This is a genomic window from Corynebacterium sp. HMSC063G05, from assembly GCF_001810555.1.
GTDB lineage: Bacteria > Actinomycetota > Actinomycetes > Mycobacteriales > Mycobacteriaceae > Corynebacterium > Corynebacterium jeikeium_D.
Genome location: NZ_KV801839.1, coordinates 120,642 through 134,398, shown reverse-complemented (window position 1 = coordinate 134,398; position 13,757 = coordinate 120,642). Strand labels below are relative to the sequence as shown.

At 59.3% G+C, this 13,757-nt stretch carries 11 protein-coding genes; 6 read left to right on the top strand and 5 right to left on the bottom strand.

Annotated features, from left to right (window positions below):
* Positions 1-142 precede the first annotated feature (142 nt).
* Positions 143-2,971 (top strand): phosphoenolpyruvate carboxylase, encoded by a 2,829-nt coding sequence (gene ppc / locus HMPREF2751_RS01985; RefSeq protein ID WP_070595257.1) that lies wholly within the window; start codon positions 143-145, stop codon positions 2,969-2,971.
* Positions 2,972-3,072: 101 nt separating this feature from the next.
* Positions 3,073-3,309: a preprotein translocase subunit SecG gene (secG, locus tag HMPREF2751_RS01980; protein ID WP_005510775.1), complete on the top strand. Its 237-nt coding sequence runs from the start codon at positions 3,073-3,075 to the stop codon at positions 3,307-3,309.
* A 117-nt stretch (positions 3,310-3,426) separates the two neighbouring features.
* Here the strand turns inward: secG and pgl are convergent, their stop codons facing one another.
* From pgl to zwf, 3 genes are read right to left on the bottom strand one after another with little or no spacing between them, the layout of a single operon-like run.
* Entirely contained in the window at positions 3,427-4,194 is a 768-nt protein-coding gene (gene pgl / locus HMPREF2751_RS01975) for a 6-phosphogluconolactonase (RefSeq protein WP_049172945.1), read from the bottom strand.
* A complete protein-coding gene (locus tag HMPREF2751_RS01970; RefSeq protein WP_016422736.1) occupies positions 4,191-5,207 on the bottom strand; it encodes a glucose-6-phosphate dehydrogenase assembly protein OpcA in 1,017 nt (338 codons plus the stop codon). The genes pgl and HMPREF2751_RS01970 overlap by 4 nt, the downstream gene beginning before the upstream one ends.
* Positions 5,208-5,257: 50 nt before the next feature.
* Positions 5,258-6,862 carry a glucose-6-phosphate dehydrogenase gene (zwf, locus tag HMPREF2751_RS01965; RefSeq protein ID WP_016422737.1) on the bottom strand — a complete coding sequence of 535 codons (1,605 nt, stop codon included), beginning with the start codon at positions 6,860-6,862 and terminating at the stop codon, positions 5,258-5,260.
* Between the two features lie 134 nt (positions 6,863-6,996).
* Here zwf and HMPREF2751_RS01960 point away from each other — a divergent pair, with 134 nt between their 5' ends.
* From HMPREF2751_RS01960 to HMPREF2751_RS01950, 3 genes are read left to right on the top strand one after another with little or no spacing between them, the layout of a single operon-like run.
* Positions 6,997-7,359, top strand: coding sequence for a GntR family transcriptional regulator (locus tag HMPREF2751_RS01960; protein ID WP_016422738.1), 363 nt, complete (start codon positions 6,997-6,999; stop codon positions 7,357-7,359).
* Complete coding sequence (locus tag HMPREF2751_RS01955; RefSeq protein ID WP_070547095.1) at positions 7,356-8,075, top strand: AAA family ATPase; 720 nt, start codon at positions 7,356-7,358, stop codon at positions 8,073-8,075. The genes HMPREF2751_RS01960 and HMPREF2751_RS01955 overlap by 4 nt, the downstream gene beginning before the upstream one ends.
* On the top strand, positions 8,072-8,791 hold the full coding sequence (locus tag HMPREF2751_RS01950) for a hypothetical protein (RefSeq protein WP_070547097.1): 720 nt from the start codon (positions 8,072-8,074) through the stop codon (positions 8,789-8,791). The genes HMPREF2751_RS01955 and HMPREF2751_RS01950 overlap by 4 nt, the downstream gene beginning before the upstream one ends.
* A gap of 268 nt (positions 8,792-9,059) precedes the next feature.
* On the opposite strand, the gene tal is transcribed toward HMPREF2751_RS01950, so the two are convergent.
* Both tal and tkt read right to left on the bottom strand, forming a co-directional pair.
* The gene (tal, locus tag HMPREF2751_RS01945; RefSeq protein WP_070595254.1) at positions 9,060-10,175 is read right to left on the bottom strand and encodes a transaldolase; all 1,116 of its coding nucleotides are present in this window, start codon (positions 10,173-10,175) and stop codon (positions 9,060-9,062) included.
* Positions 10,176-10,345: 170 nt separating this feature from the next.
* Positions 10,346-12,445 (bottom strand): transketolase, encoded by a 2,100-nt coding sequence (gene tkt, locus HMPREF2751_RS01940; RefSeq protein WP_070549501.1) that lies wholly within the window; start codon positions 12,443-12,445, stop codon positions 10,346-10,348.
* A 289-nt stretch (positions 12,446-12,734) separates the two neighbouring features.
* On the opposite strand from tkt, the gene HMPREF2751_RS01935 reads away from it, so the two are divergent.
* The gene (locus HMPREF2751_RS01935; protein WP_172954651.1) at positions 12,735-13,649 is read left to right on the top strand and encodes a heme o synthase; all 915 of its coding nucleotides are present in this window, start codon (positions 12,735-12,737) and stop codon (positions 13,647-13,649) included.
* The last annotated feature ends 108 nt before the right edge of the window (positions 13,650-13,757 follow it).

Here is a 13,757-nt window from a genome sequence, read left to right as displayed (position 1 = left end):
TATTGATCCTCATAAAACCGATTCGGGGTTATTGCCTTTAGGCGGACTCAACCCAGGCACACCGACTGGCAATGTTTTAGCGCAATACATTTCCCGAGGCTTTCCACTTGGAATGCCCGGCAATTTTCAAAGGACGTGCTCAATGAACGAACAAGTACATCGTGACACTGACCGACACACTGCAAGCAATGAGCAATCTTCATCGACCGCTACCGCGAAGCAGCAGGACTTGCTCTGGGAGGATATTCGCCACCTGGGTCGAATTCTTGGGCAGGTAATCCGCGAGCAAGAGGGTGACGAGGTCTTTAACCTGGTCGAAAATGCTCGCCGCGCAGCCTTCGAACTCCATCGTGGCGATGGCGACATCGAGAAGCTCACCGGCCTCTTCCGCGATATTGACCCGGCCGAGGCAAGCCCGGTCATCCGTGCTTTCACGCACTTCGCACTTTTGGCCAACCTCGCTGAGGATTTGCACGAGGAGCTGGGCATCGAGGCCTCTCTTGATGCTGGCGATCCGCCGAAGGACTCCACACTGGAGGCAACATGGCAGAAGCTTCGCGACGCCAAGGTTTCCAGCAGCGCCATTGCGGACATGATGGACCACATTGAGGTCGTCCCGGTTCTGACCGCACACCCAACGGAAACTCGTCGTCGCACAGTGTTCGATGTGCAGAAGCACATCACGGCCGCAATGCGTCGCCGCCACGAGATCCAGGCAGCCCCGTTGAATGCACGTACCGCGGACCGACTTGCTGAGATTGATGCCGATATCCGTCGCCGTATCCTTACGCTGTGGCAAACGGCTCTGATTCGCATGAATCGCCCGGATATTCGCGACGAGGTCGAGGTTGGTCTTCGCTACTACCAGCTTTCTCTGCTGGAAGCTGTGCCACAGATTAACCGAGACGTCGTCAAGCACTTGCGTCAGCTCGGCGGCAACAAGCTGCCGGCTAACCCAACGATTCGCATGGGATCGTGGATCGGCGGCGACCACGACGGTAACCCATACGTGACAGAGGAGACGCTGCGCTACGCCTCCGATAGGGCAGCGGGTACCATCCTGCGTCACTACTTCTCGCAGTTGCATCTGCTGGAGCGCGAGCTCAGTCTCAGCGATCGCCTGACCAAGGTCACCGTGGATCTAGTCGCCTTGGCCAGCCGAGGCCACAATGACGTACCAAACCGCGAAGATGAACCGTACCGTCGTGCGGTTCACGGTATCCGCGGTCGCGTGGCGGCAACAGCGGTGAACTTCTTCGACGAGTCCATCATTGAGGGCGACTGGTCGGAATTCACTCCGTATGACAGCGCCGAGGAGCTACTTGAAGAGCTCTCGATTATCGACGACTCCCTGCGGTCCAGCCACGATGACCTCATCGCCGATCACCGCCTGCGCGACCTGATGGATTCAGTGGAGGTATTTGGTTTCCACCTGTACTCGATTGATATCCGCCAGAATTCGGACTCTCATGAGGAAATCCTCACCGAGCTGTTCTCCGCTGCCGGTGTGGTGGACAACTACGCGGGATTGAAGGAAGCCGACAAGGTCGAACTGCTGACCAAGGAACTGCAGTCCTCCCGTCCGCTGGTTTCGACTTCCGCAGATCTTTCCGAAGCTACGGCTCGCGAGCTAGGCATTATGCGTGCGGCATCTCGTGCGGTGCGCAAGTACGGTCACGACGCGGTACCGCACTGCATCATTTCGATGTGTACATCGGTCTCCGACCTGCTGGAGCCGATGATTCTGCTCAAGGAAGTCGGTCTGATTCGCCCGAATGGCTCGCAGCCGACCGGTTCTGTTGACGTCATCCCGCTGTTCGAAACCATCGAAGACCTGCAGGCTGGTGCCGACGTCCTGCGTGCTGCGTGGGACATTCCGGTCTACCGTGCATACGTCTCCGCACGCGGAGATCTGCAGGAAGTCATGCTCGGCTACTCCGACTCCAACAAGGACGGCGGGTACTTCGCTGCAAACTGGGCGCTTTACGACGCGGAGGTCGCCATCGTGGCAGCTGCGAAGGACAACGACATTCGCCTGCGTCTCTTCCACGGCCGCGGAGGTACTGTCGGCCGTGGTGGCGGTCCGTCCTACGAGGCAATCCTGGCGCAGCCGTCGGGTGCAGTCCAGGGGTCGGTGCGTATCACCGAGCAGGGCGAGATTATCTCTGCCAAGTACGGTCACCCTGCAGCGGCACGCAGAAACCTCGCCGCGCTGGTTTCGGCAACTATCGAGTCGACTCTGCTCGACGTCGATGATCTGAAGAACCCAGCTCGCGCCCACCAGATTATGTCGGAGATTTCCGACCTGTCTCGCGAGGCCTACTCGAAGCTCATGCACGAGGACCCGGGCTTTATTGACTTTTTCACGTCGTCGACCCCGGTCGATGAGATCGGCAGCCTGAACATCGGTTCGCGTCCGACCTCACGCAAGCAGACCCAGACCATTTCTGACCTGCGCGCAATTCCGTGGGTACTGTCCTGGTCGCAGCAGCGTTCTATGGTGCCGGGCTGGTTTGGTGTCGGCTCTGCACTGCAGGAGTGGATCGGCGAGGACGAAGACGGTTCCCGCCTGGCTGAGCTCCGTCAGCTCAACGAGATTTGGCCGTTCTTCAATTCGGTGCTGTCGAACATGGCGCAGGTCATGTCCAAGGCTGACCTGAACCTGGCGCGCGCCTACGCTAGCCTGTGCCAAGATAAGGCCGACGGTGAGCGCATCTACGGCATCATCAAGGCTGAGTTCGACCTGACTTTGGAGATGTTCCTGAAGGTAACCGGGTACAAGCACCTGCTGGAGGACAACCCGCTGCTCAGGCGCTCGGTGGACATGCGCTTCCCGTACCTTATGCCGCTGAACATCATCCAGCTGGAGATGCTGCGTCGCTACCGTGCCGGCGATAATCGCGACAAGGTGCGTCGGGGCATTCAGCTGACCATGAATGGTCTGGCAACTGCACTGCGCAACTCCGGCTAGGAATTCGCCTAGGGATAGGGCTAGGGATACCTAGCCAGCGGAGCAATTGCGCTAGTATAGTTGGAGTTCTTAAAGAAGCGACGTTTCAAAAGGAAGTGCGCGTGTACCTCGCCATTCAGATTGTCCTGGTCATCACATCCATCCTGATGACGCTGTTCATCCTGCTCCACAAGGGTAAGGGTGGCGGACTGTCCAGCCTCTTTGGTGGCGGCATGCAGTCGAATCTGTCCGGTTCGACTGTGGTGGAGAAGAACCTTGACCGCGTCACTATTGTGACCGTGATTATCTGGTTGCTCTGCATTGTCCTGTTGCTGCTGTTCAATACTTTCGGCTGGTAGGTTCCGCACGCAGCACGCCCCACCGCAGGCCTTTAAGCAATAAAAATTCCCGTCGATAGCATTTCGCTTATCGACGGGAATTTGCTGTTTCTGGGCTGTTAGCGGTGAAGCGGAAGCCTAGAGCTGCGCAGCCGCAGCATCGTCAACAAAGACAACGGTTTCCTGAACACCGCGAACCCCGGCCGCCGGCCACTGCGCTGGGTCGTCCTGCTGAGCGATAGCTGCAATTGCCTCAGCCTTTTCGCCGCCCGCTACAAGTAGCCACACACGCTGAGAGCTGGCGATGGCCGGCATCGTCAACGTGATGCGGGTCGGCGGTGGCTTCGGGCAGTTATGCACGTCCACGACCAAGCGTTCCTGCTCAGCCAGCGCTGCGGTATGTGGGAAAATCGAGTTGATGTGTCCCTCTCCGCCCATACCAAGAAGGTGAAGGTCAAAGCCATTTGGAGCCATCTCCCGAACGATAGCTTCGTAGCTTTCGGCGGCCTCCGTGGTGGTCACGCCGCTGTCGGCAGCGGCAAACTCGAAGATGTTTTCCTCCGGCACGCCGACAGGGGACAAGAGACGCTTACGAGCAGCCAACGCATTGCGATCTGCCGAGTCGGCAGCGACAAAACGTTCATCTCCGAAGAACACCAGGACTCGGTTCCAGTCGATGTCTCCGGAATCGTCGGCAAGCGCACTGAGCAAAGCGGTACCCGCGCCGCCACCGGTGAGAACGACGCGTACGAAACCGTCATCGGTGACCGGAGAGGCGTTGCCATGTAGGACGGCGACAACCGCATCGATGAAGCGCTGACGTGCAGCCTCGACGATACCCGCCTGGTCAGCGGCGCGGTGGAACTGAGGGGCAGGGACGGTATTCGACGCGTTATCGGTGGTCACTTGTCAGAGACTCCTGGTTCGTTAGCGAAGCTAGTTGTTGTGGACGTCGGAGGTTGCATTCCCACCGTGTGAATCTGGCTGAGGCCACGCAGGGCACGTCCGTAGGCAGTATCGTGGTCGAGGTGACGCAGCTCCTCTGCCAAACATTCGGAGCGTGTTGGACGCGATACTGCAACCTTGAACGGGGGCTTTTCTCCGTTGGTGACCGATGCAGTGGTGGCGCTTTCAATATCGATGCGCAAAGTCTGGCCATTTTCACGCTCAAAGGCGACGGAGGTCACCGGTGGCTTGGCGCGGCCCTTTTCGTCCACCGGAATCTTCTTCTCACCGGTGGAGTAACGGTTGACCGGCAGCCCCAGGCGATCTGCCAACCATCCAGCGGCGACCTCGACCGATGGCGAGTCCTGTGGGCCGTAGATGGACACGGAGGTCACCGGCGAGTGCGGCGGCAAGTCGAAAGCGGATGCCAACACGCCGCGCCAGTTCGTCAGCCGCGACCAGCTCAGGTCGGAATCGCCGGGCGTGTAGCCCGTACGGCGCGTGTAGATAGCGTTGCTATTCGGGTCACACAGTGAATCGGTGATACGGCGCTGGGCAATCCGGCCGATTGGTGTCGCCGCTGGGACCTGCGGCGCCTCAGACGGCCACCACGCCACGACCGGCGTATCCGGTAGCAACAGGGGAGTCACCACAGAGCTGTGGTGCTGACCAATCTCTCCGGACATGTGCATAACGACGATCTCAGCGGCACCGGCATCACCACCGACGCGGAGTTCCGCGTCGAGGCGATTGTCCAGGCGTGGATCATCGGAGACCAATACCAGCACACGGGATGGGTGCTCGCGGGAAACGGAGTTGACCGTGGAGATAATGTTTTCCAGGTCGTCTTCGCTTTTGGCCAAAACAATCAGGGTGAGGACACGGCCCGTGGTGACGATGCCGCCCTGCTCTCGAAGCTGCACCAACTGACGAGCAATGCTCGCGGTGTCAGTGTCTGGCAAATTGACAATCATGAAAGTGTTCTTTCTGTCAGAAAATTCTTAAGAACTGAGAGGTCGGCAACCTATGGCCGTCGCCAAGCGCGACCGTCGCGCTCGAGCATGTGGTCAGCGGAGGAAGGCCCCCACGAACCTGCGGGGTAGCCCTCGGGACGACCGCGCTTGGCCCAGTACTCGATGATGGGGTCAAGAATCTTCCAGGACAGCTCGACTTCCTCGTTGGTGGGGAAGAGGCTGGCCTCGTCGAGAAGCGCATCCAGAATCAGGCGCTCGTAGGCCTCTGGCGACTGCTCGGTAAACACCTCGGAGTAGGAGAAGTCCATGTTGACATCGCGCACCTCCATGGCCGAGCCCGGGACCTTCGAGCCGAAGCGCATGAGCACGCCCTCGTCTGGCTGAACACGGATGACCATTGCGTTCTGGCCGAGAGCGGCAGTCATTGTCTCTGCGAAGGGCAGGTGAGGTGCGGACTTAAAGACCAGCGCAATTTCAGTGACGCGGCGGCCGAGGCGCTTGCCGGTGCGCAGGTAGAAGGGGACACCGGCCCATCGACGGGAGTTGATCTGCAGCGTACAGGCGGCGTAGGTCTCGGTCGTGGATTCGGGGTCGAAGCCTTCCTCATCGCGCAGCCCCGGCACGAAGTTGCTGCCCTGCCAATCCGCCGTGTACTGGCCACGAGCGGTGTATTTCGAAAACGGACGCACTGGCTCGACGGCACGCAGAACCTTAATCTTTTCCGCCTGCAGCTCTTCCGGGGTAAAGGCGATGGGCTCTTCCATTGCCACCAGCGCCAGGAGCTGGAGTAGGTGGTTCTGGATCACGTCACGAGCTGCACCGATACCATCGTAGTAGCCGGCGCGACCGCCCAAACCGATATCCTCGGCCATGGTGATTTGAACGTGGTCAATGTAGTGAGAATTCCACATCGGATCGAACAACTGGTTGGCAAAGCGCATGGCCAGAATGTTCTGGACGGTTTCCTTGCCCAGGTAGTGGTCGATGCGGAACACAGCGTCTTCCGGGAATACCGAGTTCACAATCCGGTTGAGTTCCTGAGCGGAGGCCAGGTCGTGGCCGAATGGCTTCTCAATAATCACGCGACGCCAATAATCCTCGCCCGACTGCGCCAGCCCCGAACGATCGAGCTGATGACAGACATCGGGGAAGTTAGCCGGCGGAATGGACAGGTAGTAGGCCCAGTTGCCAGCGGTGCCGCGGGAGCGATCGAGCTCCTCAAGTTGTGCGGCCAGGCGATCGAAGGCCTCGTCATCGGTGAAGGTACCGGTGACAAAGTGAATGCCCTCAGCCAGGCGCTGCCAGACACTCTCACGGAAGTCTGTGCGGGCGCCCTGTTCCACTGCGGTGCGCACATAATCCTCAAAGTCCTGTTTCGACCATTCGCGACGACCGTAGCCAACTAACGCGAAGGAGGCAGGCAGCAGACCGCGGTTGGCCAGATCGTAAATGGCAGGCAGAAGCTTCTTTCGGGCCAGATCGCCCGTCACTCCGAAAATCACCATGCCGCCCGGACCCGCAATACGCGGCAAGCGTTTATCCTGCGGGTCGCGCAGCGGGTTGATGTATCCGTCGTGGTTGGTGCTGTCGTCTCCGTTGTGCGGAGAGCTGGCAGTAGGGGAGTTCGAATCGTTGCGTTGCAGAGAATCACTCACGGTTTACATAATGTCATATCGAGAAAAGTCCGGTGGAATCGTTTCCGATTCCTCCGATGGGGCCTTGACGGGTCCCTTTCTTCTGCCTTAGGTTTATGACCTAGGTGGTATACCCATAAACCACGGAGGTGTATATGCAGGCGAAGGAGGCGGACCCTCGGCCCATCTACGTCCAGATCGCCGAGGATCTGAAATCAATGATTTTGTCCGGGGAGCTCTCGGCTGAGGATCGTGCCCCTTCAACCAAGGAGCTCTCGGAGTTCTATCAGGTCAACCCAACCACGGCCGCCAAGGCTATGACGGAACTGTCGATGGTGGGGCTTGTGGAGAAGAAAAGAGGACTCGGCATGTTTGTCACTCCAGACGCCCGTGAGCGCATTCGCGCTGAGCGTCGTGAAGCGTTCCAGCGCACCTACATCGAGCCATTAAAAGCGGAGGCCGGCATTCTCGGCCTCACGCTCCACGACATCATCGCCATGCTGGAGGAGGAGAAATGAGTATCTACGGCGTGATTGGCCCCAACGGCGCCGGCAAGACCTACTACCTGCGTACCCTCGCGCAGATGCCTACAGCGGCCCTGGCGAAGGCTGCACCCGACACCCAGGTCTTCGGTGCCACCCCGCGCGAATATTTCCAGATCCTGCGCACCGGCTGGGATCAGCTCGATGTGCCCCACGCGGAGTCCCTCCTCGATTTCCCCGCTGACACCCCAATCAAAAAGCTCAGCCTGGGCCAGCGCCAGCTGCTCATCGCCGCTGCCACCCTGGCATCGGGCAAGGAAGCATTGCTTTTCGACGAGCCCTTCAACGGCCTCGATGTCGAGCACCGCGCCACATTGCGCGGCATGCTTATCGACTCGGCCGAATCGGCCAACCTTGTGGTCACCTCGCAGCACTCCCAGGATCTAGCCGGCCTAGTCGACACCTTGATTGTCATCCACAAGCAGGATGCGTACGGGCCCTATGACGTCGATAAGCTGCGCGCTAGCCATCCGGTGCTGCGAGGCCCTACGGATCTCGTGGCGCAGGTGGCCAGCCCAGTGCTCGCTAAGAAAACCCTCGGCGAGCGCTGCGAGGCAATCCTGGCTACAGAGCTCAGTTCGTCTGCCGCTGCGCATGCCCGCGCCCTCGGCGTTGAGGTGAGCTACCTCGACCCCGCGGCCCTCATCGACCTCGCAAGCACCTCCTCCTACATCGAACGGAGCAAGAAATGAGCACCGGAGCTTTCATCGCGACCAACAAGAAAACCTTCCTCGGTGTTGCCGCCGTGGCCATCCTGTACTCGGCCTTCGGGCGCATGCTCGTAGGCAGCGGAACCGGCAACACCTTGCTTGGCATTATCGCGCTGGGCATCCTCTTCCTCATCACAGCCCGGCGTTCGGTCACCCTGCGTGACTACGGCGTGAGCACCGCCCGCTGGGTACGCTCCGCAATCATCGCAATCTTGGGCACATCGTTGGTGGCTACCGCCTTCATCGTCACGGCGATGGTCATCGAGCAGAACAAGTCCGGTTACTACCGCGGATTCGATAGCTTCATTGTCACCTCCGGACCGGCCCTGTTTCCGGACACTAACGGGGAGCTGTACATGATTGAGGATTCCGGGCAGAACTACACCACAGTTCTGCTCACCGCGCTGTGCGTCTTCTTGAGCTTCCTCATGACTACCGTGGCGAGCACCGCAGTCGGCACCGTCGCCGGCGCGAAGGGCACTCGTGCAGGATCAATTACCATTGGCCTGGCCCTGGCCACGCTCTTCCTCTTCAGCTATCTGCTGGACGTGACCGACTCCGTACCGGGTGCCCCCTGGCCGGCTGTGCCGATCTTTGCCTCAATCATCGCCGTAATCTCTGCGTTCGTGATGGCCTGGGCTTTAAAGGAAGACAAACGCCCACTGCCCTCTGTGCGTCCCACCTTCGCCACGTCCTAGCACCAATAGAAAAGCTCCCCGCGCAGGGGAGCTTTTTCATGTCCAACGTTGAACATGCGGGTTAAGTAACACAACAGGCGAACCGAAACTGACAACCCCAAAAGTTACGGGCTGCAGATGTGAAACTGTGCAAGTTTATGACACCTTCAGGCTATTTTTCGGGCCGTTTTTGACATAACCGCAGTCAGTAACTCGGATCGCCAGGCGACCTGCTGGCGCCAGCCAGAAACGCAGCCACTACCAACAGGCACCTAGATAATCAGCAGGCTTACTTCAGCTGCTCCATGCGCTGTGCAATCGACTCGAGCAAGGACTGCCAGGAGTCCACGAACTTCTCCACGCCCTCGCGCTCCAGGACAGCGAAGACGTCATCGAGGTCGATGCCAATCTCGCTGAGCTGAGTCATAACGGCATTGGCTGCGTCACCCTGGCCGCTGACGGCGTCGCGAACCTCGCCCTCGAAGCCCGCGGCAGCACGCAGCGTCTTCTCCGGCATGGTATTCACAGTCTGCGGTGCAGCCAGCTCAGTGACGTAGAGGGTGTCCGGGTAAGCCGGGTTCTTCACACCGGTCGAAGCCCACAGCAGGCGCTGCGGCTTAGCACCGGCGTTTTCCAGCTGTGCCCAGCGAATATTCTGCGCCGAGAAAGTCTCCTCGAACTTGGCGTAAGCTGCACGGGCATTGGCCAGACCAGCCTTGCCGCGCAGAGCCAGGGCCTCCTCGGAGCCGATCTTGTCCAGGCGAGCATCGATTTCGGTGTCAACGCGGGAAACAAACAGCGACGCAACAGAGTGGACCGAAGCCAGGTCTACGCCGTTGTCCTTCGCACGCTCAATGCCCTCGATGAACGCATCAATGACCTGCAGGTAGCGCTCCACCGAGAAAATCAGGGTGACGTTTACCGAGATTCCCTCGGACAGAGCCTGGGTGACAGCCGGCAGGGAAGCATCGGTCGCCGGAATCTTAATCATCGCATTCTGCTTGCCGACGCGCTCCCAGAGCTTACGGGCCTGCGCAATCGTGGCCTCGTAGTTGTCGGCGTAGCGAGGATCGACCTCGATGGAAACACGGCCATCGACACCGTCGGTTTCTTCGGATACACCAGCGAAAAGGTCACAGGCATCGCGGACGTCGTCGATTGCCATCGCGAACACAGCATCTGCCGGGTTCGCACCCTCTGCAGTGAGCTGCGCCAGCTGAGAGTCGTAATCCTCACCGGCGGTCATCGCCGAAGAGAAGATTGCCGGGTTAGTAGTGACACCGACAACCCGAAGCTCTTCAATAAGATTTTTCAAATCGCCCGAGGTGAGGCGCTGGCGCGAAAGATCGTCGAGCCACGCCGAAGTCCCTACCTTGGCGAGCGCTTCCATCGTGGTGTTTCCCATAGTGTTTAACGCCTTTCTGTCAATACCGCTTCGTTGCCTAAAGACTTCGCTAAAAGTTGTATGTCCTTAAACTACTGTGCGTCACAAACAATACTGGCGCTACCGGAGCGCGGTACGGTTTTCACAAATCCCGTCCCGACAACGGCCGATAGCGCCAGGTTTTAACAAACTTACTTAGCAGCCTCGATGGACTCCTTGGCGGCATCGACAACAGCCTCTGCTGTGATGCCGAACTTCTCGAACAGCTCCTTGTACGGAGCCGATGCACCGAAGTGCTCCAGGGAGACAGCGCGACCAGCATCACCCAGGTGGCGGTACCACGGCATTGCAATACCGGCCTCAACCGAGACACGAGCGCGGACGGACTTCGGCAGAACCTGCTCGCGGTAGGCATCGTCCTGCTGCTCGAACCAGTCAAGACACGGAACGGAGACAACGCGGGCGCTGACGCCTTCCTCAGCCAGCTTGTCAGCAGCTTCGACAGCGAGGTGAACTTCCGAACCGGTAGCCATCAGGATGACGTCCGGGGTCTCCTTGGCACCGTCGACAAGCACGTACGCACCACGACGGACGCCCTCAGCGGCCTTCTCCTTGGTACCTTCCAAGACCGGAACGTTCTGGCGGGTCAGGGCCAGAGCCTTCGGGCCTGCCTCGCCCTGAAGAACAGCGGCCCAAGCCTGAGCGGTCTCGTTAGCGTCAGCCGGGCGGACAGTGGACACACCCGGGATAGCGCGCAGCGAAGCCAGCTGTTCAACAGGCTGGTGCGTCGGACCGTCTTCGCCCAGACCAATGGAGTCGTGAGTCCAGACGTAAATAGGGGAGATGCCCATCAGCGATGCTAGGCGGACAGCCGGACGCATGTAGTCCGAGAAGATAAGGAAGGTGCCGCCGTACGGACGGGTGCCACCGTGGAGCAGAATGCCGTTGAGGATCGAGCCCATGGCGTGCTCACGGATACCGAAGTGCAGATTGCGGCCGTACGGGTCGGTGGTCCAGGTACCGGTGGTGATGGACTTCGGGCCGAAGGACGGCTCGCCCTTCAGGACGGTGTTGTTGGAGCCAGCCAGGTCAGCCGAGCCACCCCACAGCTCCGGCAGGGTCTTGCCCAGTGCCTGCAGCGCGGCCTCAGAGGCCTTGCGGGTAGCAACGCCCTTCTCGTCCGGCTCCCAGGTCGGCAGCTCAGCGTCGAAGCCCTCCGGCAGCTCGCCAGCGGTCAGACGGTCCAGCAGAGCCTTGCGCTCCGGGTTAGCATCAGCCCACTCATCGAACTTGACCTGCCACTGTGCGTGAGCCTCAGCACCGCGCTCAACTAGCTTGCGGGTGTGCTCAATGACCTCGTCAGCGACGTTAAAGCTCTTGTCGGTATCGAAGCCGAGAGCTTCCTTGATGCCGACAATCTCCTCGCCACCAAGAGCAGCACCGTGCGATGCGCCGGTGTTCATCTTCGTCGGAGCCGGGTAAGCGATCACAGTGCGAACGCGAATGAAGGTCGGACGCTCCGTATCCTTCTTGGCCTCCTCGACAGCAGCCTCGAGTGCCGCGACGTCCTCGCCGCCGTCAACCTCAATGACCTGCCAGCCGTAAGCACGGTAGCGATCCGCGACATTCTCGGTGAAGGCAATGGTGGTGTCGTCCTCGATGGAGATGCCGTTGTCATCCCAGAAGACAATCAGGTTGCCCAGCTGCTGAGTGCCGGCCAGCGAGCCGGCCTCGGCAGTGACACCCTCCTGAACGTCACCATCAGAAGCGATGACGTACACGTAGTGATCGAACGGAGACTCACCCGGAGCAGCTTCCGGGTCGAACAGCCCACGTTCCCGTCGCGAAGCCATGGCAAAACCGACGGCCGACGCCAGCCCCTGACCCAGCGGGCCAGTGGTGATTTCCACGCCGTCAGTGTGGCCGTACTCCGGGTGACCCGGGGTGAGAGCGTCCCACGTACGCAGCGCCTTCAGGTCATCGAGCTCCAGGCCGAAACCGCCGAGGTAGAGCTGGACGTACTGCGTCAGGGAGGTGTGACCACAGGAGAGAATGAAACGGTCACGGCCGATCCACTTCGTATCCTTCGGGTCATGGCGCATAACGCGCTGGTAAAGAGAGTAAGCCAGCGGCGCGAGGCTCATCGCAGTGCCGGGGTGCCCCGAACCTGCCTTTTCAACGGCGTCTGCGGCCAGCACACGGGCCGTATCAACGGCCTTCGTATCCAAGTCAGACCAGTCCGAGGGGTAGTTGCGCACAACCCGTGCTTCATGCTCAGTCGACAGTGTCACGTGAATGACTCCTAGTATCCAAATGGATTAGTAAAATTCTCCTCCATACTAACTAGGATTGCGCGCTCCGGGTTCAAACCAGGCCGAATAGCTGAGAGATAAGTCTCAGAGGGCGCGCCGCACATGCTTTACGACGGTCATTATTGGAACCGTTATGATTACCGGTAAACTGATTGCCTGCCCCTCATTTAATTTTGCGGAAAAACTCGTCGGGAACTTTCCGACCGTTACATCCGACTATCTGTAAACGGGGGGTTTGTTTATGGCGCGTGAAAGGGACATTGCTTTGTTGGAAACAGTCAAGGCGTATATTGCACTGACTAAGCCAAGAATTATCGAGCTCCTGCTCGTCGCGGCCATTCCCGCAATGCTTCAGGCTGATCGCGGTCATGTTCACGTTGGACTGATTCTTCTCACCTTGTTCGGTGGTTGGCTGGGTGCAGCGGCTGCGCACACCTTCAACATGGTCATGGATTACGACATTGACCAGAAGATGCGCCGTACTCGCCGTCGCCCGCTCGCGCGCAACCAGGTTAGCCGTCGAGCGGCAGCGATTTTCGGCACTGTCTTGATGATTGCGTCGTTCCTATGGCTGTGGTTGCTGTGTAACTCGCTGCTGGCCGCCGTTTTCATTCTGATTACGATTGCCTTCTACATCTTCGTCTACACGTTGTGGCTGAAGCGCCGTACTGATCAGAACGTAATTTGGGGTGGCGCTGCGGGGTGTATGCCGGTGATGGTCGGCTGGGCCGTGATCACTGACAACAACCCGGAGATTACGGGGCTGGCTCACTGGTGGCAGGCATTCATCCTGTTCCTGCTTATCTTCTTCTGGACTCCGCCGCACACCTGGGCATTGGGCCTGCGCTACAAGGAGGACTACAAGGCCGCTGGCGTGCCGATGATGCCAGTGGTCAAGCCGGCAATCGTCGTTTCCAAGCGCATTATTTACTACACCGCCGCGACCGTGATTACCACTCTGCTGTTGGTTCCGTACGCGGGTTGGATCTATCTGATTGGCGCCGTTGGCGCTGGTGCCTGGTTCCTGTGGGGCGCCATTGACCTGCACCGCCACGTTAAGACCGGTGGCAAGATCAAGCCGATGAAGCTGTTCTTCATGTCGAACAACTACTTGTCTATCGTCTGTGTGGCGCTTTCTCTCGATGCCGTACTCGGATTGCAGACAATTTCGAGCATGTTCTAGGGCAGCTGCTGAGCTCCTTTGAAGAGGCCCTTTCCGGTTGCGGGAAGGGCCTCTTTTTGTGTGTGGAGATGGGCACGGGCTGCAAATGTGAAACTGTGCGAGTTTATG

Bases quoted from the DNA above. Each gene is read 5' to 3' on its own strand.
- HMPREF2751_RS01960 (WP_016422738.1), top strand. From the start codon at position 6,997: ATGCAGGCGAAGGAGGCGGACCCTCGGCCCATCTACGTCCAGATCGCC.
- tal (WP_070595254.1), bottom strand. From the start codon at position 10,175: ATGGGAAACACCACGATGGAAGCGCTCGCCAAGGTAGGGACTTCGGCG.
- HMPREF2751_RS01955 (WP_070547095.1), top strand. From the start codon at position 7,356: ATGAGTATCTACGGCGTGATTGGCCCCAACGGCGCCGGCAAGACCTAC.
- HMPREF2751_RS01950 (WP_070547097.1), top strand. From the start codon at position 8,072: ATGAGCACCGGAGCTTTCATCGCGACCAACAAGAAAACCTTCCTCGGT.
- ppc (WP_070595257.1), top strand. From the start codon at position 143: ATGAACGAACAAGTACATCGTGACACTGACCGACACACTGCAAGCAAT.
- HMPREF2751_RS01970 (WP_016422736.1), bottom strand. From the start codon at position 5,207: ATGATTGTCAATTTGCCAGACACTGACACCGCGAGCATTGCTCGTCAG.